Genomic DNA, 20,220 nt, shown 5'->3' with positions numbered 1-20,220 from the left:
AATTGAGTTCTCTGGAGCATCTTTAGATAGCGTGTACAACTACATTCTCTTGCCCCGCGAACTTTATGATATGGCTCCTGATAATTGCGGCTTGCCGGAATGTGATTTCCGTACGGTTAAGGGAGGTACCCAATCTGGTTACTTGTCTCTTGAGGAACATGATTTTTCTTCCGAAGTTATGTGTGAAGCTGGTTTTACCTACTCCTACAGGGTGGTCAGGGAAGCCGGTGTTGTTCAAAAGATCTTGAGGACAGATGATCAGAATGTTCGGGATGTTTTTGAAAATGCCTGTGCTGCCGAAGACGGAATTCTGGGAGAAGATGTATGTAAGGTTGTGCTTACTGAAGGGGCTGCAAATAAAACACCTTATGTAGATCCTTATTGGGCGTCCTTTGCCACAGAAGTTATAAACAAATGTCACAATTAAAGTAAGGAGGAAACTATGAATTACAAAATGCTAACATGCGGCATTGCCGCCCTGGGTTTGCTAGCCTGTTCCGATAACAGCTCAAGTCCCGAGGAAGTCTCTCCTCAATATACGCCGGCAGCGGGATTGAATGAGGTTGAGTTCTCTGGAGCATCTTTAGATAGCGTGTACAACTACATTCTCTTGCCCCGCGAACTTTATGATATGGCTCCTGATAATTGCGGCTTGCCGGAATGTGATTTCCGTACGGTTAAGGGAGGTACCCAATCTGGCTACTTGTCTCTTGAGGAACATGATTTTTCTTCCGAAGTTATGTGTGAAACTGGTTTTACCTACTCCTACAGGGTGGTCAGGGAAGCCGGTGTTGTTCAAAAGATCTTGAGGACAGATGATCAGAATGTTCGGGATGTTTTTGAAAATGCCTGTGCTGCCGAAGACGGAATTCTGGCAGAAGATGTATGTAAGGTTGTGCTTACTGAAGGGGCTGCAAATAAAACACCTTATGAAGATCCTTATTGGGCGTCCTTTGCCGCAGAAGTTATAAACAAATGTCACGATTAAAGTAAGGAGGAAACTATGAATTACAAAATGCTAACATGCGGCATTGCCGCCCTGGGTTTGCTAGCCTGTTCCGATAACAGCTCAAGTCCCGAGGAAGTCTCTCCTCAATATACGCCGGCAGCGGGATTGAATGAGGTTTTGAAACCGAATGATGAAACTCCTAAGGTTCCTGACATGGATTCCGTGACGCGTGAAGAAAATTCGCAATCTCGTGAAGAAATTCTGGATTCCTATCGGGATGCGGGACATTTCTTGGACGAGAGGGGCGAAGTGGAGCCTTGTTCTACTGCTGATGACAAGGATGACCACTGCATGTTGAAAAAAGATTATGCCAAAGGCAGTGTCTATTTCAATTACCTGGGCTCGGAGGAATATATTCGTTGTGAACAGTATGAAGGACGCGCTTTGGAATATCGTGTTTCAATAAAGGATTCTGTGGTAACCCAGACGTTGACCGTGTCCGAAGCCAAGGGTCTTGTGGATACGATTCCTTTCTATGCCAGCTCTAGTGAAACAAGGTTGTCCCTTTCTTGCAAGGGCCAGTATAGTCACAATGTGGATGAAGGTTCCTATAGCTGTACCACAGTGGTTGAACCGAATGTATTTAAGGAACAGTATGTGCTGATTCGAAATACGTATGAAAAGGAGGATGGTCCTGACTTTAGCAGTTTGACATGCGTAGTCAAGGGCGTAGATAAAGCCTCTGGAGCGGCTTATTGCATTGAACTTGATCACAATGGGTACATTGAGGAAGACGATTCCGATGTGGATTATGAATATGTGTACAAGGTTTATTCCGATGCAAAAAGTGCAGAAGAACTAGACTTTGATGCTATTGAAGAAGAATTCAAGAAACTCCATGATGGTTCTAACGTCACTTGTGCTAATGGCGTTTGCTTGCAGGAGACAACGTACTATTCCTACGCAAATGAATCTTGGGGGCAGTTTAGCAACGATGTTGTGGTAGATTGCCTTCAGATGCCAAGTACGCCACAAGAACAGCCCACATCCGATAATTAGAAGTGGGCTTGACGCTTAACGCATTTTTGGGAGCTAGGCGGTTACTTAGTGGCAGGGAAGGCAGCAATGCCTTCCTTCCATGCATTCAGGGATTCGTTGGATGTATCTACGCCCCAATCGGCTTCGTGGCCTTTGCTTTGACTAAAGATGACGAGACCTTTTATTTTGGGAAATTCCGTGGGCAAAATGCGGAACATTTCCCGGAACCATTCTGCCTTGCTACCGCCGTGTTCTGAACAGGAAAATTCTGCGATGAACATGGGCTTGTTGAAACCTTCGATGGCTCTGTATGCAGCCCTGAACACTTGTGAGAAGCTTTGCCAGCTAGACCAGCTTTGTGCGGTACCCCAGTTGTAGCCGTCGATAGAGGTGTAGTCTACGTAGTCGTCGCCAGGGTAGGAACCCTTCAATGTGGACTTTGCGCCGCTGTTGCTAGCGTTTGTTGTCCAAACCCATTTGACGTTGGAGACGTTCTGGGCCCGGAAACGTTCTACGATGTGGCGGTAGGCTGCGGCAACTTTGTCTTCGGCGTTATTGACGGGATCTTTGCCTGTGCCCCAGGTGTACCAATCGCCGTTGGATTCATGAAGCGGTCGCAACCAGATTTCGGATCCGAATTCCTTCACGCCCTTAGCAAAATCATCCAGGTAGGCGTCGGTTTTGCCGTCGAGGATATCCTGCGCTGTGTAAGGCTGGGGCATCCAGGTAATCATCATGATGGAACCGCGCTTCTTTGCCATTTCAACGTAGGGCTTTGTCCAGGCCCAGTCATTGTATTGCCAAAGGACAAAATGGTGGATGACGTCGAGATGGCGCCCCTGCAATCTTTCAAAAGCCTCGACGTTGGCTTCCGTAGGCTGGGGGACTTCTTCCGGTCCGCCCACCCATGCTCCAAAGAACATGGAGTTGAAAGTCTCTGCATCTGGTGTAATGGGTCCCACTTGTGGCTCGGATGTGCTTGATGATGAAATGATGTTTAGTTCTGAAGAGCTGGATGAAGGTGCTATAGGAGTGTCCGCAGAAGAACTTGGCGGGATTGTCAAGGAGTCGCTATTTTCTATTGGATTTGACGGATTTTCAACGACTCCGCTGCCATAATCAGGTTGCACTGTTGGCTGGGTGATTTCTGGATTTGTGACTTCGCCGGTTTGAATTTCAGCAGGATTGGATGGATCGTCGGGGCTGGCGATGCTGCTTGCTGGATTGGACGTTTTGGAAGTGCTGCATGCGAACATGAACAGGCACGCACTAGCCATGATAAATGACTTGATAAAAGCGTTTTTCATAGAATTTTGTTCTCCTGCCCTCAAAATAGAAGGAAATTGTGGAGAGATTACATTTTTTTATTTAGTTTGGAATAAAAAATGTTTTAACTGTTTTGAGCTTGCTGCTGAGTTGTATTCTATTTCAGGTTGATCAGTCCAAAGCCCGCCAGGCAAACCAGAATGCCCACCACTTTATTCCAGGTGATGGCTTCGTTATAAAGCCCATACCCAACGAAAATCAGGATGATGGCGAGAATGGTGGCCTGCACGATTTGCGCCCAATTCAGCTGCTTGAATTCAGCAAGCAGACTGCCGGACTTTCCCAGAATAAAGTAAAGAATGAGCGAGGCTATGGCTCCAACGCTGTAGGTAATGGCCAATGCTGCGAAGGGGTTCATTCCCTTGGACACGGACTTGGCACAAATCTGATAGATAACGTTGCAGGAAATGATTAGGGCCATGGGCCAAACGTAGGAGAGCATAGGCGGAATATAGATTATTTAAGCAGGTCTTTTGCCTATTCGGGAATGGTGTCGGAGTATTGTTTGATCAATGTGCCGTCCACCATTCTGCAAATCAGGCGGGGTGTTTCGTTCTCGATGGAATTGTCGTAGAGATAAGCTCGATCGACTAAAGGCAGAATTAACGTTGCGTTTGTTTTTGATTTGTAATAACGAGAGATGATTTTAGAAATGGGAACTTCGTGTCCGCCGTTGATAACGCGATTGGTAATTCGCATTACATTGATTAATGGATTTTCTGTACACAGTCGCCGAAGGTTTCTTGAGCAATGTTGTCGGGGTTGATGTAGATGCTATGCGGCATTAATCCTCCCTTCGGCAATGCCTGTAGCGGCGTTTACCGGGAGTGCGAGGGCGGCAGCGTCACGGGGTTCCGGGGAGGCTCCTTCGCGGGCCTTTGCACGGGCCTTTGCACGAGCCTTGTAGAGGGAACGGCTGTTGGCGATGAATACGTTCACCTTGTCGATGAAGGCCATGCAACTTTCGTCACCCTTGGTGGCCGCGTTGTACTGCGCGAAGTTAATCAGCTGGCGGAAGGCGCTGATGCAATCGTTGCGGAGATTCTTGCTGGTGGTCTCCTCGCGGATGCGGCGTTCTTCGGCGCGGGTCTGGTTGGCTTCGGCGAATGCGCCTTGTACCTCTTTCAGGGCGTTGAAGGCAAGCTCCAGTTCGCTCCCGGCCAGGGCCTCGGCATATTCTTCCTTGCCAATAACCGCCTGGACGTTAGCAATGACCGATTCGATGATACCGGTGAGGCTCTTCTGGTCAACGGAACCTGCATTGCCGTAGCCCTTTACGTATTCCCAGATTTCCTTAGCCAGGGCGGAACGCTGCTGGTCCAGGGAGCCTGTGAGAACCTTTACCGTTCCACGGAAATTGCGGAATGCGACGGTGCGCTTGGAATCAAACAAAGGAAACCGATGAAGCCGTCGTTGCATAAATTTCAACAATCGATACGAAAAGAGAGTATATTTTAAACCATCAAATTAATGAATATGGCTTGCGAAAAGCCCTTTATTAAAAAATCTACAAGTCCAAGTAAAAAGGGGAACGATATGCAGAAGAAAGAATACAAGGCTCCGAAAATGAAGGAAATCAAGCTGAAATCCCGCGCAAGTTTACTGTCAGGGAGCAGCGATGGTTACCACGGAACGGTTGACTACAATGATCTGCCTGATTCCGTAGAAAAACCTGAAGTATAAAACGAAAGTCCTTCCGAACAAAATCGGAGGGACTTTTTCTTTTGCGTTCGCTCGGCATCATCACTCGTGTCAACAGTTGTTTATAGAACAACCTAAGCCTCGGCCATGTCGATTCAAGTAAACTTGATCGCCATGGCTCTCGTGCAAACAGTTGTTTGTAGAACAACCTAGCATTCGGTCATCCCCGTCAAGCGAGGACAGGTGTCGGCTCAAGCAAGCTTGGCCGCCGCGACACTCATGCAAACAGTTGTTTGCAAAATGCAGTCGGATTGAAAAATGAGTTGCCTGCGCGAAAATCAATAAATATATTGTCCTCACAAATAGTTTAGTAGATCCATGACGAAGTCCTCCCGGCAAAGGGACGCGACGACGTTGTGGATTTTTTTGAGGATAAAATGAGCTATCAAATGAAAAAGTACGAAGACCTGGACATTACCGACAACTTTATGTTTGCCAAGGTCTTCAGCAACGAGGATGTGGCCAAGGATTTTCTGCAGGACATCCTGAAAATTTCCATCGACAAGATTTCCGTGGTCGCCGAAGCCACGACCCAGGAAGATCCCTTCCACAAGAGCGTCCGCTTCGATGTGCTCGTGAAGGAGGAATTGCCCAACTCAGGCCGCTATTTCGATATTGAGTATCGTGCAAACGAGTGCCGCGACAAAATGCTTGCATTTTGGCATGGCCGAGTGCAGCCGATGACGCCGTAGGCGTCAATTGCAGATGGAAGATACTGGCGAACTGCCCAAGCGCGCCCGCTACTACCAGGGAATGTGCGACCTGGATGTCCTCGCCAAGGGCGTAAGCTACGACGAACTCCGGGAACAGCACATCCTGTTCATCTGCCCGGACGACATCTTCGGCAAGGACAAGCCCGTTTACAGGTTCCAGAATCGCGAAGAAAGCGACCCGAGCATCCTGATGGGCGACCTCTGTTACAAGAATTTTTATATCTTTAAGAAGTATCGCGAAATCAAGGACAACTCCATTCGCGAATACATGCAGTACTTTGCCACGCAGGAGTACGGATCCGCAAAGATGAAGCGCATCCACGATCTCGTGGAACAGTACCGCAAGGACCCCATCACGAAGAAGGCTTACATGACCCTGGAACAGGAACTCAACATTCGGTACAAGAAAGGTCTTGCCGAGGGGCGCAATGAAGGACGTGCCGAAGCCAACAAGGAACTCGCCAAGGCCTTGCGCGATCAAGGGAAACTTACTTTGGAAGAAATAGCCTCAGTTTCTGGCCTCACTCCCGAAGAAATCAAGGCGCTGTAAAAAGCGGTTTTGGATTTCTTGAAGGGTGTTCAATCTTTACAAAAATCTTACGGGCAACTATATTTGTACTGAATCAATAATGCTTGTAGAGGGCCGGATTCCGCGCCCTTTTTGATTTTAAGGAGAAAATAAATCATGATGCGAAATAGCATTAACTCTTATTTGACCTCGCTGGTCATGGTGCTGGCGCTGTTGCTCTCGGCAAATGCCTTTGCTACTGAAACTGTACGAACGACTATCACAATAGATGGCAAGGAATATTACTTGTATACGGGTTTTAATGCAATAGAGGGAACAGGCTATAATGAGGTTCATAACTATGAAGTACTTGTGGATGGAGATATGGAATCATGGTATCTAGATGAAGGGGGGTATGTTGAATTTTCTTCTATTTTACCAATTGCTTTGAAGGGATATGTGTTTGATTCCATGGATCCAGAGGCCAATCCATCATCGTGGACCTTAAAAGCAAAGGCAAATGAAGAAGATGATTGGAATGTTGTTTCGTCAAGATCAGATGACATTAGTAGTGGTACAAACTTTAGTTTTGCCTGTGATAATCAAGAGAACAAAGCCTATAGATATTTTCGCTTTGAAATGGAGGGAGAATATGTAGCGTTAAGTGAAATAAGATTGTATGGCGGAAAAGAATTTTATTTTTTCCTTCCTCAAAAGAGTGCGACTTGTACAGAAACTGGAATCAAACAGGCTTGCTATCTTGGAGGTGACGGAAAGTATTTTGCAGATGAAACTGGAACAAACGAATTATCAAAAGACGATGTTGTCGAGCCACGTAAACCTCATGACCTTATCCACCATGAAGAAGATGGGGTTCATTCTGAATATTGGCAATGCTCCGTTTGTGGTAAATTCTTTTCTGACGGTGAAGGTAGCTTAGAAACAGGATTCGATGATACTTTTATAAATCGATATATTGATCGCGATGAAAGTATTCGGTGGTTTGTTTCGACCAATGATTCATATATAGCACACACGGGAGATATTTTTACATTTGAGTTGGATGATAAATATTTGGATGTTAGGGTAAGTGATGGAATAAATGATTTGCCAATTACGTCAAAAGGTAATTGCGTTTATTCTTTTACAGTACCTGCAGCGAATGTGACAATTTCGGCAGAACTAAAGCCAGAATATAAAGACCGTACGTTGTTCGAAATAGGGGATGATTACAATGCTTCTGTTTCGCAAGTGATGATTTCTTCTGGAGTAAGTACCGTAAAACTTAAAGCAGGAACAAGTTATTACATAAACGACTCTCGTGGCCGAAGGTTTGGCATCAGAACTGAAAATCCTGATTATAGCTTTGATATTCCGTATGCTAGTGTTGAGGGTGAGTTTACTACTAGTGTTGCGACTCATCATTGTAGCTCGATTCCGAAGGAAGATGGTTGGTATGATATTTCGTTAAATGAGGTTGGTGATGGCAAATGGAATCTGTCGATTGTGGAAACAGAACCGCAAATTGAAATGATTTTCGATCAAGTTTATACAGGCAACGCAATTACACCAAAGCCAGCCGTGACTCTAGGTACTTTTGATATTGCAGAAGGTACCGACTACGAATATTCATATTCCAACAATATAAATGTTGGCACCGCAACTGTAACTGTTACTTTCCTTGGCGAATATGACTGGGTCAAGCCTGTTTCAAAATCCTTTAATATCACGAAGGCTACGCCTACAGTTGAACCCCCGACTTCTGCTAATCCGAAGTACGCTGGTGCATGTGTCGCGCTTGTTACCGCCGGATCTACGAACTTTGGAACGATGCTTTACAGTTTAGATGATGATTACTCGGAAAATATTCCTTGTGCGGATAAAGGCGGCGATTATACGATTTACTACGAGGTCGAAGAAAGTGGCAACTGGTCTGGTGCCGCAGGGAGTGTTGAAATTCAGGTGCCGGTTCGTGTTGATGTGACCGTGGTTGGCGACGGTTCTGTAAGTGGCTACGATCCCGACGAATTCTACCCTGTTGGTACAGTACTTACCCTTACCGCGGAGCCTGCAGACGGATACAAGTTCCTTAGCTGGAACAGTGATGTCGATGTCCCAGCAACATTTGAATACACGGTTGATGCTGAACAGAACAGCCTAGAAGCAACTTTCAGCAATCACTATATTGCTTACACAACCAGCGACGGTGATACTGCTTTGCCTGTGCTTTCATCTATGTATGATATTAAGAAAAATAAGTGCGAGGACGGTCTGTGTGTCATGTTTTTGGGCGATGGTGTTACAGAACTAGACGATGGCGCATTTAATAATCATAAACGCTTGACTAGTATTGAAATCCCGAGCAGTATTGAAACTATTGGGCATTTCGCTTTTGCAGAAACTCCTTTGATTCGTGTGGATATGAAGTCAAAAGTGCCCCCTCAATTGGGGGAATGGCTGACTTTCCTCAACGTTCCTGATGAATTTTTGATTCACGTGCCTCATGGTTCAGCCGATGCCTACAGGTCAGCCAATGGCTGGAAGGATTACGAGGACCACATTGTTGATCACGACGCATCTATGCTAGTCTGGACCGATGATGCTGTAGTACCCACATGCTCTGAAACAGGTTGGGAAGCAGGCTATGTCTGCAATGAGTGCCACAAGCGCTTTGCCGATGTGGATGGCCATGTTGAAATGTCCCCGGTGGCCGCCCTTGGCACAACCTACGGCGCAGCTTGTATATACAATGACGATAGCAAGGCAATTATCGACGGAAACTCCGAAACCTCCGTACTGCTCCCTTGGAGTATCGATGTGGACGCAATTGAGCTGAATAGGACCTTTGCCGCTGGCACAATCTCCACCATTACGCTGCCTTTTAGCATGTATGTGGAAAATGTGGAGGGCGCTGTATTCTACAGATTTAAGTATGTTTCTTCGGATGACTGGACTGTTCACGTGGGTTCCGTTCGTGACGAACTGATCGCAAACACCCCGTACCTAGTGAAAACTACTGGCGAGACCATCTCCTTTAAGACTGGGGCTACCTTGGAACGTACATTGGATGCCTCTCCCACGGACCAGGGCCAGGATGAGGGTGATGGCTGGGAACTTCGCGGAACCTATGGAAAAATGGTCTGGAAGGAAGGTCATCCGGATCTTGGGTATGTTTATGGTTTTGCTGCCGAGAATGTTGCCGATGTCCATATTGGCGAATTTGTGAAAGCTACCGCTGGTGCAAATCTGCCGCCTATGCGAGCCTACCTCTATTACAATCCTGTCGCAACTCCGGCACCTTCTCCGAAACCGTCCTTCCGTGGTATGGCTCCCATGGCTCGTTCGACTTCCAGTATCGAGACCCCGAATTACTTGGATGTGGTCGTGGATGACGATGAGGGCGGAACTCTGTATATCGGTAAACTCAATACCCGCACCGGCGAGTTCAACGCCGCGGGAGAGCGCTGGTTCGACATGAAGGGCCGTAAACTCAACGGCAAACCCAGCGTTAAGGGCTCCTTCTTCAATAACAAGAGCAAGGTTATCGTAAAATGAAAAGGCCGGAACCGAAGAAACTGTATTGCAAACCCCAGGTAAAAGTGATCAAGCTAAAACACCGTGCGAACCTGCTGCAAAACAGCGGTTTTGAAAATGACGGTCCCAAGGGTTATGGCGGCAAATTTCAGTAATAGGAGTAGAAATGAAAAAGCAAGAGCAGAAGAAACAGTACAAAAAGCCCCAGGTGAAGGTGATCAAGCTGAAGCACCGTTCAAACTTGCTGCAGAGCAGCCTTCCCGACAGAATGGGTGTTGTCGTTGACGATTAGTTTGTTTTTACGATTTCGCCTTGAAGTATAAAACGAAAGTCCTTCCGACCAAAATCGGAGGGACTTTTTTGTGCGGATTTTAGGGTAGGTGCTTGACAAAGGTTCTGCGGAAAACTATATTAAGTAGTGCAACAGGGTGGTAGGTCGTCACCTGAGAAAAAAAGAAAGGCCGACTAGATGAAACAGGGTGGTAGGTCGCCACCTGAGAAAAAAAAGAAAGGCCGACTAGATGTGCCGGAGTAAAATCCGGCATTTCTTGTAAGGAGGAACAAGTGATTAACGTTGTAGCTCATAAGCCAAAGAAACGAAAAGGCGTTCCTCAATCCGTATATTTTTTCGGATCATCTGGCAGTTCCGAATTAAGTAATGAACAAAAAGTTCCTGCACTAGATTTTTGCAAGGCTGTTGTAATTGTAGATGAAGATGTTGGCCTTCCTGCGTCTATTGATAAACGGGAGTTCCAAGAGCTTAATTCAAATTACACTAGAATTGTGGAAATGTTCAAAAGATACTATGAGTTTTACATAGCATCAAAAGATGATGCTAACTTGAAGGATCTTCCCGAAATAAAATATTCGGCCTTACAGTATTTTGTCTGAGTGCTATGGATTTTTCCAGATACGATAATTTTTTCTTTCTGTTGCGTATTGCCCTTGGGTGTCCGGGGGCAAGTGCTGGTGCGTTTCCGCGGCTGTCTGCGGAAGAGTGGAAGCGTATTTACGACGAGGCGGACCGGCAGACTCTTCTGGGGCTTGCGTTTGACGGGGTGATGAAGTTGCCTCAGGAGCTGCGCCCTCCCATGGAACTGATGTTCCAGTGGGCCAGCGAAGCGGAATCCTTTAGCGGCTTGAACAAGATTTTGAATGAGGAAGCCGCAAAGCTCACCGAATTTTTCAAGGGGCATGGCAGAAGTTGTGCCGTTTTGAAGGGCCAGGCCAATGCTCGCCTTTACCCGAATCCGCTTTGTCGGCAGCCGGGAGATATTGACATCTGGGTTTCTGGCGGGAAAAAGAGCGTCGTGGGTTTGTTGCGGGAAACCGAAATGCAGGAATCGCTGAAGGATTCGCCGCATCACACCCACATGAAAAATGATCGCGCCATCGATGTGGAAGTTCATTTCCGTACCTCTTCGGGCAATTACAATCCGTTTGCGACAAGGCAACTGCTGAAATATCTGGACTGGGAAATCCTGAACTCGGTAGAGGTTCCCGAAGGTTTCTGTGCCCATTCCATGAAGTTTGCGCTGGCCATGCAGCTATCGCACATCTATCGCCATTTTATTGGTGGCGGGGTAGGGCTCCGGCAGATTGTAGATTATTACGTGTTGCTTAGACATTCCAGCGAAAGCGAACGCCGCGAACTGATGGCGAACCTGAACAGCTTTGGATTGCGAAAAATTGCGGGCGCCCTCATGTGGCTGCTTCGTGAATCGTTTGGTCTTGACGAAAGTCTGATGCTTTGCAAGCCCGACGAATTCCGCGGGAGGTGGCTCCTGCGGGAAATCCTGCAGGGTGGCAACTTTGGTCGCCATGTAGGAGGCGGTCGCCTCAAATGGCTCTACTGGTGGCTTGGCAAGCGCAAGAAATCCTTAAGTTACTGGCGCTTCGATTTGGCGGAAACCTTCTGGGCGGAAGTCGATTACTGGAAAGTTTTTGTAGAAAACACTTCGACACGAATCCGGTTGCGCAAGATTTCATTAAGGGATGTGAAGTTCTGATAATGCTTTCGCGTTAGGCCCCGCAGCCCGCATGGGGTCGGACTCGCGCGGCGCTTGCCTCGTGCAGTTTCAAGGAGCGCGAGGCTGAACGAAAAAAAAGACCGAACTGGATTTTTCCAGCTCGGTCTTTTTATAGCGCAAGAGGGCCGGCCCGCCAGGGCAACGCCCATTACTTCACAATATGCCTATGGTATTCTTGGAGGCTGCAGACTTCGAAGCGGCCGTAGTCGTACTTGTCCATGAGGCCTTCAACGGTAGAGGTGAGGGCTGCGATGGTAGTAGTGATAGGCACGCCGCTGACCACTGCCTTACTGCGCATCTGGATTTCGTCTACCATGGCTTCGGCACCGGTTTCGGAGGTGTTCACGATCCACTGGACTTCGTTATCGTGGATGAGGTCCAGCAGGTTCGGGCGACCACGGGAGATACGGAACACGGCGCGAGTCTTGATACCAGCGTTGAAGAGGATGGTAGAAGTACCGCGGGTGGCGTAGATGCCGTAGCCCAGGTCTGCAAGCTTCTTGATGAGAGGCACTGCACGTTCCTTGTCTTCGTCCTTGAGGGAGACGAAGATGTTGCCCTGGCCCGGGATGCGGTTGCCGGAGGCCAGCTGGCTCTTGAGGTAGGCGAGGCCGCGGTCGCGATCCAGGCTCATGACTTCGCCGGTGGACTTCATTTCCGGAGAAAGGGTGACGTCGACGCCCGGGAACTTCACGAAGGGGAACACGGCTTCCTTCACGCTCACGTACGGAACATGGACTTCTTCGGTGAAGCCGATTTCTTCGAGGGTTTCGCCCAGCATGCAGCGGCTTGCGTAGCTTGCCAGAGGCACGCCGATGGACTTGGAAACGAAGGGCACGGTGCGGGAGGCACGGGGGTTCACTTCGATCATGTAGAGTTCGCCATCCTTGACGGCGAGCTGCATGTTCATGAGGCCAACCACATGGAGTTCCTTTGCGAATTCCTTGGCGTAGCCGCGGACTTTTTCCTGCAGGTCCTTGCTGAGGGTCATGGGCGGGATGACGCTTGCGGAGTCGCCGGAGTGGATACCTGCGGGTTCCACGTGTTCCATGATGGCGCCCACCACGGTGTGCTTGCCGTCGCTGATGCAGTCCACGTCAAGTTCGGTTGCGTCTTCCAGGAAGCGGTCGATAAGGATAGGCTTGCCTTCGCCGATGGCTGCGGCTTCTTCCACGAACTTGCGGAGGTACTTTTCCTTATAGACGATCACCATGCCGCGGCCACCGAGCACGAAGCTGGGGCGCACGAGAACGGGGTAGCCGATCTCTTCCACGATGGCGAGGGCTTCTTCAACGTTATGTGCAATGCCAGAGGCGGCCTGCTTGATGCCCACCTTGTCAACCAGCTGCTTGAAGAAGTCGCGGTCTTCTGCAAGGTCGATATCCTCGGGGCTTGTGCCGACAACGTTTGCGCCGGCCTTCTTCAGGCGCATTGCCAAGTTAAGCGGAGTCTGGCCACCGAACTGAACGATAACGCCGTAGCAGTTTTCGCGTTCGTAGATGCCCATGACATCTTCGAGGGTCAGCGGTTCAAAGTAAAGCTTGTCGGAAGTATCGTAGTCCGTAGAAACGGTTTCCGGGTTGGAGTTGACCATGATGACTTCGTAGCCCTGCTTCTTCAGAGTGAAGGCGGCGTGGCAGCAGCAGTAGTCGAATTCGATACCCTGGCCGATACGGTTCGGGCCACCGCCCAGCACCATGATGCGCTTCTTCTTGTCGCGGTTCGGAACTTCGCGGACGGGTTCGGTATTGTCTGCGTAGCAGGAGTAGTAGTACGGAGTGACGGCTTCAAATTCACCGGCGCAGGTATCTACAGAATAGTAGCTGGGCTTCAGGTTGATACCGTTACGGGCTGCCATGACTTCTTCCGGAGTCTTGTGGAACAGGTAACCGATCTGGATATCGCTATAGCCGAATTCCTTGGCCTGGCGGAACAGAGCCTTGTCCTTGCAGAGGTTTTCGAGAGAACCTGCAGAGAGGATTTCGTCTTCGAACTGGGCCAGTTCTTCCATGTGTCGGAGGAAGTATCGGTCGATCTTGGTGAGTGCGTAAAGCTTTTCGACGTCCCAACCGCGGCGGAAGGCGGCGTACACCACGAAGATGCGTTCTGCGCTGGGGCGAGCCACTTCGCGAGTCAAGGTTTCGTCGTCGTAGGCCAGGAATTGTTCGCACTTGGCGCAGGCTCCGAAGCCGCCGAAACCAGTTTCCAGAGAGCGGAGAGCCTTCTGCAGGGACTGCTTCAGGTTGGAGCCGATAGCCATGGCTTCACCCACAGACTTCATCTGGGTGCCGAGAGTGCTATCTGCCTTGGGGAACTTTTCGAAGGTAAAGCGGGGAACCTTGGTAACGACGTAGTCCAGAGCCGGTTCGAAGCAGCTGGGAGTGGACTGTGTAATGTCGTTCTTCAGTTCGTCGAGAGTGTAACCCACGGCCAGGAGGGCTGCAATCTTTGCGATGGGGAAGCCCGTTGCCTTGGAAGCAAGAGCGGAAGAACGGCTCACGCGGGGGTTCATTTCGATGATGATGCGACGGCCAGTCTTGGGGTCGATAGACCACTGAACGTTGGATCCGCCGGTTTCAACACCGATAGCTTCCATCACCTTCAGGGAGTCGTCACGCATGGCCTGATAAGCGCGATCGTCAAGAGACTGGATCGGAGCCACAGTGATGGAGTCGCCTGTGTGAACGCCCATGGGGTCCAGGTTTTCGATGGAGCAGACGATAACGGCATTGCCCTTCTTATCGCGCATGACTTCCATTTCGAATTCCTTCCAGCCCAGGAGGGATTCTTCAATCAAGACTTCGTTGTTCAGGGAAGCGTCGAGACCGCGGTTCACGATGGTTTCGAATTCTTCCGGGTTGTGTGCGATACCGCCACCGGTACCACCCAGGGTAAAGCCCGGACGGATGATGAGAGGCCAGCTGCCGATGGTGTTTGCAATGGCGAGAGCTTCGCTCATGGAGTGTGCAGAACCTGAGCGGGGGAGGTCCAGGCCGATGTTCAGCATGGCGTCCTTGAAGAGCTTACGGTCTTCTGCGCGGGCGATGGATTCGGCCTTGGCGCCGATGAGTTCCACATTGTAGCGTTCCAGAACACCTTTTTCGTGGAGTTCCATGGCCAGGTTCAAAGCGGTCTGGCCACCCAGAGTGGGGAGCAATGCATCGGGACGTTCGCGGCGGATGATTTCGTGGAGAATGTCCACATTCAGCGGTTCGATGTAAGTACGGTCGGCCATTTCCGGGTCGGTCATGATGGTTGCGGGGTTGCTGTTCACCAGCACCACTTCGTAACCTTCGCGGCGGAGCACCTTACAGGCCTGCACGCCGGAGTAGTCGAATTCGCAGCCCTGGCCGATAACGATCGGACCAGAACCAATGAGCATAATCTTCTTGAGGTCTGTACGCTTAGGCATATTGTGTATTCCTCTTTAATAAACTTTGTTCAGGTCGCCACTTCGTGGCTTTGAGGTTTGAGGGCGCTTCGCTTTCAGGTCGCTCCGCTTTGAGGTTGATTTTCTGAGGTTTCCTCTAGGCGCCTTGCGCCGACCTCATACCCCTAGCGAGCTTGCGAGCGAACCTATTACCTCTTAAATTCCTCGATCATCTTCTTAAATTCTTCGAACAGGTAGTAGGAATCGTTGGGACCCGGAGCGGATTCCGGATGGTACTGCACGCTGAATGCAGGAACGTCCTTGCAACGGATGCCTTCTACGGTGTTGTCGTTCAGGTTGATGTGGGTGACTTCCACATTGGCCGGCAAGCTTGTTTCGTCGATGGCGTAGTTGTGGTTCTGGCTAGTGATTTCTACAGCGCCAGTCTTCAGGTACTTTACCGGATGGTTACAGCCGTGATGGCCGAACTTCAGCTTGGAAACCTTGGCGCCCAGGGCGAGACCCAGGAGCTGGTTACCCAGGCAGATACCCATGAGAGGATACTTGCCAAGGAGCTGCTTTACGAGAGCTGCAACCTGGGGCAGGGAGTTGGGGTCTGCGGGGCCGTTGGAGAGGAACACGCCATCGGGATTCTTAGCCTGAATCTGCTCGAAGGTTGTGTTGATGGGCATGACGGTCACCTTCATGTCCTGGCTGGCCAAGTCGCGGAGGATGTTGGTCTTGATACCGAAATCCAGAGCAACTACGTTGTACTTGCCCTCGGTGGAGAATTCGTAGCCGTTGGGGTCGCTTACTACAGAAGCGTAGTCCTGACCATCCAAGCCGATCCATTCCTGAGCCTTCTTGATGGCGTCTGCTTCGGACATTTCGGAGTCTTCCACATGGAGGTAGGCCTTCTGGGCGCCGTTGTTGCGGAGGTGGAGGGTGAGGGCGCGGGTGTCTACACCTGCGATGCCGGCCTTCTTCTGTTCCTTCATGTAGGAATCCAGGGACTGTTCGCCCACGTTTTCGGAGGCGTCGCAAAGGTCGTTGATGACGATACCGTTCAGGAACACCTGGCGGGATTCTGACTTTTCGATGTTAGCGGAGTAGGCGCCCACTTCTGCGGTGGTGAACACTACGAACTGACCAGCGTAAGAAGGGTCGGTCAGAATCTGCTTATAGCCGGCCATACCGGTGTTGAACACTGCTTCGCCTACAGTGTCCTTGGCTTCGCCGAATGCGTAGCCGTGGAATACGGTGCCATCGGCCAGGGCAATGAATGCCTTGCGATCGCGCTTTGCTTTCCAGTTGAATTTATCGTTCATCGTTTTACCTTTTTACTTGTTCTAATTAAAACTCTTTTGGATTCTTCGCTTCGCTCAGAATGACGCGGAGGGGTGTGCTGCGCGGCCCCTTTTCGTAGAGCAAAAAAAGAGGCAAAAGCTAAAAGCCTTTGCCTTAAAAACACTAAAACTGAAAACAGAAACAACGTCTTGAAAAGTAGAAACCCAACCGACTTTCTGGATTGCCGGTGCTGCACCCTGGAGTGCATGCTGGAGATTCTGTACTTCAGTTCTCTTCATCGGGTGCAAAAATAGAAAAGGAGATTCCCCTCGGCAATAGGTGGTTTTATAAAAAAAATCCTTTTTATTTTGGGAAAAAGAGGGGTGAAACGGTCTAATTTTTTACAAAAAATGAATAAAATAGGCTGCGTCTTAACGTAATTGCTTGAAAAATAAAAGATTTTGTGTATTTACATAAATTGTAAGGTATGCGATACCCTAAAGATGTTATAATAATCACTTTCTGGAGGACCCGCCAAATAAAAGTGAGCAATGTTTGTTTATATTATTATTGTAATAATTAGAACGGGATATTGTATATGGATGCAGGTGTAGTTTACGTAGTTCATGCGTTATTTTTCCTTGGTATAGACCTATTTGTCTTGGGCAAGGCTTTTTCTCAAAGAGCGGAATCTTCGTCGCATTTGTCGTTCAGTGCTTTTGCGCTGGCTGTGACTTTGCTTCAGATTTCCGCAATCGGTGTCATCTGCTCGGAGCATGGATTAGTCGATTTCCCCTTGTGGGGTAAATGTCTGCTCTATTTTCTGTTGGTGGTGTTCCCGGCTGTGGCCAGCTATCTTGCCTCTGTCTGGATGTTCCGTCTGTTTGCCCTTAGAAAGAACAAAAAGTTTACGAAACAGAAATGGTTTGTTGCCATCCCCCTGATTGCCTATGCCCTGGTTTGCCTAATTTCATTTAAGACCCATTGGGTGTTTTATATTGATGAGAGTGGTGCCTACCGTCGCGGAAGCCTGTTCTTGCTGCAACTGCTGGTGCCGTACTCTTACGTGCTGAGTGTATTTGTTTACCTGCTTCGTGAAAAGACTTCCAAGGGAAAATTTTCGCTGCAGCCTAGAGCGATCAGCTTCCTGTTGCTGTATGTGATTCCCCCCGTATTTGGATCCTGTGTTCAGGTTCTTATGAACTTGAAGGGATGCTTCTCGGAATTGGGCTTGAGTGTTGCCCTTGTGTTCGTCTATATCGGCATGTACATGGGTGATGCTGAAGAACACCGTCATATGAAGGACCTGGCCAATTTTAACCGCCAGCTGCAGCACGTCAACGAAAAAATGAGAAAGCTCCTGATGCGTGGTGAAATGCAGGCGAAGACTATCGCCGAAACGATCCGCGGTGGATTTAAGATTGGACGGAATGACGATGCCTTTTCCTTCAAGTATGTGTCGGAACAGTTTGCGCAAATGCTCGGCTATACTGTAGAAGAATTGCTGTCGGTATCTGGTGGTAGCCTTGAGGGGATTGTTCATCCCGATGACTTTGGACAGGATATTCCCACGCTGGAAAATAGTGAAATCTATACTGTCAGCTACCGCCTGCGCTGCAAGGATGGTTCCTGGAAACATGTGGAAGAACGTGGCCGCTTGATCAAGACCGAAGGCGCCGAAGATGAAATTTGGGGCGTCGTCTTTGACAAGGATGAAATCGTCCGGACGGAAACGGCTCTTGTCAATGCAGAAAATAGTCGTAAAAAATTGGCGGAATACAACGACATTATTACCAATGCCGGACTTGGGGTCTGGTTTGTTACCTTTAGAGAAGGCTTGCCCAGTCTGTTGAATGGAAACGAAAAGTTCTACGAACTGATCGGCGTTGATGGCGGTTCCATGTCTGAGGAAGACTTGCATGAATACTTCGCGTCGAGAATCATCCCGGAAGATGTCCCCATATTTGGTGCTGCTGTTGAAAAGATGAAGTCTGGCCAGTTTGCCGAAGCGCTTTACCGCTGGAATCATCCTAAGCTGGGAATCGTGTATAACCGTTGTGGTGGAACTGCAGTGCGTTTGCCCGATGGGGCCTACTGTCTCCGTGGTTATCACGGTGACGCTACCGAAATTGTGGCCAATGAACAAGAACAGCAGGAACTCCTGAAAAAGGCCCTTGCCGCTGCAGAGGAATCCAGCCGTGCGAAGACGACGTTCCTTAACAACATGAGTCACGATATCCGTACTCCCATGAATGCCATTCTTGGATTTGCAAGCCTAATCGAAAAGGAAAGCGATAATCCGGCCAAGGTGAAGGAATACCTGAAGAAGGTGATGAATGCCGGAGACTTCCTGCTTTCGCTGATTAACAATGTGCTTGAAATGGCTCGCATTGAAAGTGGTAAATCCGAGGTGGTGGAAAGCCCGGTTAATCTGCGCGAAATGGTCGAGGTTACGTCAAGTATCTTTGAGGCTTCCCTTAAAGAAAATCATCTGACCATGAATTTTGCCGTGAATATTGTTCACGAAAATGTCTGCATCGATGTTGTGAAGATGCGCGAAATTTCCGTAAACCTTTTGAGTAATGCTGTAAAGTATTCTGTAGAAGGCGGAACCATTAACGTCGAACTGACAGAAAAGCCTTGCGATAAGGAAGGCTATGCCGCTTACGATTTCATCTTCTCAGACAATGGTATCGGTATGGCTCCAGATTACTTGCCCCATATATTCGATTCCTTTGTCCGTGAAAGAAATTCCACCGAAAGCAAGATTGCGGGAACTGGTCTTGGCTTACCCATCGTGAAGAAACTGGTGGACCTGCTTGGCGGTACCATTGAAGTAGAAAGTAGCCTTGGAAAGGGAACCAGGTTTACTCTTGGCTTTGTCCATAAAATCTGTGAAGAAAATGTTGTTTCTGAAAAGTCAAGTTCCGATGCAGAAAAAATGGATCTTGCTGGTCTTAGAGTTCTGTTCACAGAAGATAACGACCTGAATGTGGAAATCGGAACGACGCTTCTGGAAGAAGTTGGCTTCAAGGTTGAACGTGCCGCAGATGGTTGTGAATGTCTGGAAATGTTGACTAAGGCCGACCCGGGCTATTACGACTTTATTTTGATGGACATCCAAATGCCTAAAATGGATGGCTATGAAACTACCCGTCAAATTCGTAAGCTTCCTGATTCCCGTAAGAACATTCCCATTATTGCGACAACGGCCAATGCCTTTGAGGAAGACCGCCGTGCCGCTCTAGAAGCCGGAATGAACGACCATGTGACAAAACCCATTGACATGATCGTCCTTACGAAAACCATAAGCCGCATACTGAACGGACGAAAGTAAATTTCGACTATAAAATAAGAACCCCGCCAGAATGAACTGACGGGGTTTTATTGTTATGGGTTGAAATTGCGACTATTCATTAAAATTTATTGTTTTTTAATAATCAATAACTTTAGTTATTGATTTGATACATATTTTGTATTTGATGGACTTACCGTATTCTGGTTGATTCCGAGATCCTTGGCGATTTTTGCGGCCGACTTGTCGCCTTTCAGGACCAGTTTTACAGTTTGAAGCCGCATTTCTTCGTTATAGCGAGCATTTGACATTGTTATTTTCCTTTTGTTTTTGGCAATTTAACAATGAGTATGGTCATGCGACACCCCTCTTATCAAACTCCACAACGGTCCAAATTTCGTGGTTTCAATAATCTACCATTTTAATTTTTTATCAAAACAGCTTGTTTTTACAGCAAAACATCGTTATC

At 48.6% G+C, this 20,220-nt stretch carries 19 protein-coding genes; 12 read left to right on the top strand and 7 right to left on the bottom strand.

Annotation, left to right across the window (positions count from 1 at the left end):
* The 3 genes from MMG03_RS13715 to MMG03_RS13705 all read left to right on the top strand — a co-directional run.
* Window positions 1-427 (top strand): hypothetical protein (locus tag MMG03_RS13715; protein WP_249506533.1); only part of this gene is annotated, 427 nt, incomplete at its 5' end.
* A gap of 15 nt (window positions 428-442) precedes the next feature.
* A complete protein-coding gene (locus MMG03_RS13710; RefSeq protein WP_073156496.1) occupies window positions 443-988 on the top strand; it encodes a hypothetical protein in 546 nt (181 codons plus the stop codon).
* Window positions 989-1,003: 15 nt separating this feature from the next.
* Window positions 1,004-2,008, top strand: a complete 1,005-nt coding sequence (locus MMG03_RS13705; RefSeq protein WP_249506532.1) for a hypothetical protein — start codon at window positions 1,004-1,006, stop codon at window positions 2,006-2,008.
* Window positions 2,009-2,049: 41 nt separating this feature from the next.
* Here the strand turns inward: MMG03_RS13705 and MMG03_RS13700 are convergent, their stop codons facing one another.
* From MMG03_RS13700 to MMG03_RS13685, 4 genes are all read right to left on the bottom strand, one after another.
* On the bottom strand, window positions 2,050-3,294 hold the full coding sequence (locus MMG03_RS13700) for a glycosyl hydrolase (protein WP_249506531.1): 1,245 nt from the start codon (window positions 3,292-3,294) through the stop codon (window positions 2,050-2,052).
* A 116-nt stretch (window positions 3,295-3,410) separates the two neighbouring features.
* Window positions 3,411-3,755, bottom strand: a complete 345-nt coding sequence (locus tag MMG03_RS13695; protein ID WP_249506530.1) for an EamA family transporter — start codon at window positions 3,753-3,755, stop codon at window positions 3,411-3,413.
* A 35-nt stretch (window positions 3,756-3,790) separates the two neighbouring features.
* On the bottom strand, window positions 3,791-4,012 hold the full coding sequence (locus tag MMG03_RS13690) for a hypothetical protein (RefSeq protein WP_249506529.1): 222 nt from the start codon (window positions 4,010-4,012) through the stop codon (window positions 3,791-3,793).
* Window positions 4,013-4,087: 75 nt separating this feature from the next.
* On the bottom strand, window positions 4,088-4,732 hold the full coding sequence (locus MMG03_RS13685) for a DUF6261 family protein (protein ID WP_249506528.1): 645 nt from the start codon (window positions 4,730-4,732) through the stop codon (window positions 4,088-4,090).
* A gap of 117 nt (window positions 4,733-4,849) precedes the next feature.
* Between MMG03_RS13685 and MMG03_RS13680 the strand changes: the two genes are divergently transcribed.
* From MMG03_RS13680 to MMG03_RS13650, 8 genes are all read left to right on the top strand, one after another.
* The gene (locus MMG03_RS13680; RefSeq protein ID WP_158236581.1) at window positions 4,850-4,996 is read left to right on the top strand and encodes a hypothetical protein; all 147 of its coding nucleotides are present in this window, start codon (window positions 4,850-4,852) and stop codon (window positions 4,994-4,996) included.
* A gap of 407 nt (window positions 4,997-5,403) precedes the next feature.
* Window positions 5,404-5,706 carry a hypothetical protein gene (locus MMG03_RS13675; RefSeq protein WP_088666789.1) on the top strand — a complete coding sequence of 101 codons (303 nt, stop codon included), beginning with the start codon at window positions 5,404-5,406 and terminating at the stop codon, window positions 5,704-5,706.
* A 13-nt stretch (window positions 5,707-5,719) separates the two neighbouring features.
* Window positions 5,720-6,277: a hypothetical protein gene (locus MMG03_RS13670; RefSeq protein ID WP_249506527.1), complete on the top strand. Its 558-nt coding sequence runs from the start codon at window positions 5,720-5,722 to the stop codon at window positions 6,275-6,277.
* 637 nt (window positions 6,278-6,914) lie between these two features.
* Complete coding sequence (locus MMG03_RS13665; RefSeq protein WP_101478853.1) at window positions 6,915-7,175, top strand: hypothetical protein; 261 nt, start codon at window positions 6,915-6,917, stop codon at window positions 7,173-7,175.
* A gap of 314 nt (window positions 7,176-7,489) precedes the next feature.
* Entirely contained in the window at window positions 7,490-9,790 is a 2,301-nt protein-coding gene (locus tag MMG03_RS13660) for an InlB B-repeat-containing protein (RefSeq protein ID WP_249506526.1), read from the top strand.
* A 145-nt stretch (window positions 9,791-9,935) separates the two neighbouring features.
* Window positions 9,936-10,061, top strand: a complete 126-nt coding sequence (locus tag MMG03_RS15930; protein ID WP_254917750.1) for a hypothetical protein — start codon at window positions 9,936-9,938, stop codon at window positions 10,059-10,061.
* A 272-nt stretch (window positions 10,062-10,333) separates the two neighbouring features.
* Window positions 10,334-10,660 (top strand): hypothetical protein, encoded by a 327-nt coding sequence (locus MMG03_RS13655; RefSeq protein ID WP_249506525.1) that lies wholly within the window; start codon window positions 10,334-10,336, stop codon window positions 10,658-10,660.
* 5 nt (window positions 10,661-10,665) lie between these two features.
* Window positions 10,666-11,778, top strand: a complete 1,113-nt coding sequence (locus tag MMG03_RS13650; protein ID WP_249506524.1) for a nucleotidyltransferase family protein — start codon at window positions 10,666-10,668, stop codon at window positions 11,776-11,778.
* 169 nt (window positions 11,779-11,947) lie between these two features.
* On the opposite strand, the gene carB is transcribed toward MMG03_RS13650, so the two are convergent.
* Both carB and carA read right to left on the bottom strand, forming a co-directional pair.
* A complete protein-coding gene (gene carB, locus MMG03_RS13645; protein ID WP_249506523.1) occupies window positions 11,948-15,211 on the bottom strand; it encodes a carbamoyl-phosphate synthase large subunit in 3,264 nt (1,087 codons plus the stop codon).
* A gap of 167 nt (window positions 15,212-15,378) precedes the next feature.
* Window positions 15,379-16,497 (bottom strand): glutamine-hydrolyzing carbamoyl-phosphate synthase small subunit, encoded by a 1,119-nt coding sequence (gene carA, locus MMG03_RS13640; protein ID WP_249506522.1) that lies wholly within the window; start codon window positions 16,495-16,497, stop codon window positions 15,379-15,381.
* A gap of 662 nt (window positions 16,498-17,159) precedes the next feature.
* Between carA and MMG03_RS13635 the strand changes: the two genes are divergently transcribed.
* The gene (locus MMG03_RS13635; RefSeq protein ID WP_249506521.1) at window positions 17,160-19,793 is read left to right on the top strand and encodes a hybrid sensor histidine kinase/response regulator; all 2,634 of its coding nucleotides are present in this window, start codon (window positions 17,160-17,162) and stop codon (window positions 19,791-19,793) included.
* A gap of 116 nt (window positions 19,794-19,909) precedes the next feature.
* Here MMG03_RS13635 and MMG03_RS13630 read toward each other — a convergent pair whose 3' ends face one another.
* On the bottom strand, window positions 19,910-20,062 hold the full coding sequence (locus tag MMG03_RS13630; protein WP_112132805.1) for a helix-turn-helix domain-containing protein: 153 nt from the start codon (window positions 20,060-20,062) through the stop codon (window positions 19,910-19,912).
* Between the last annotated feature and the right edge of the window lie 158 nt (window positions 20,063-20,220).

Origin of the sequence: Fibrobacter sp. HC4, from assembly GCF_023373925.1 — a bacterium.
Taxonomy (GTDB): Bacteria; Fibrobacterota; Fibrobacteria; order Fibrobacterales; family Fibrobacteraceae; genus Fibrobacter.
Note: the sequence above shows the minus strand (reverse complement) of the source record. Positions and strands in the feature narration are given on the sequence as shown.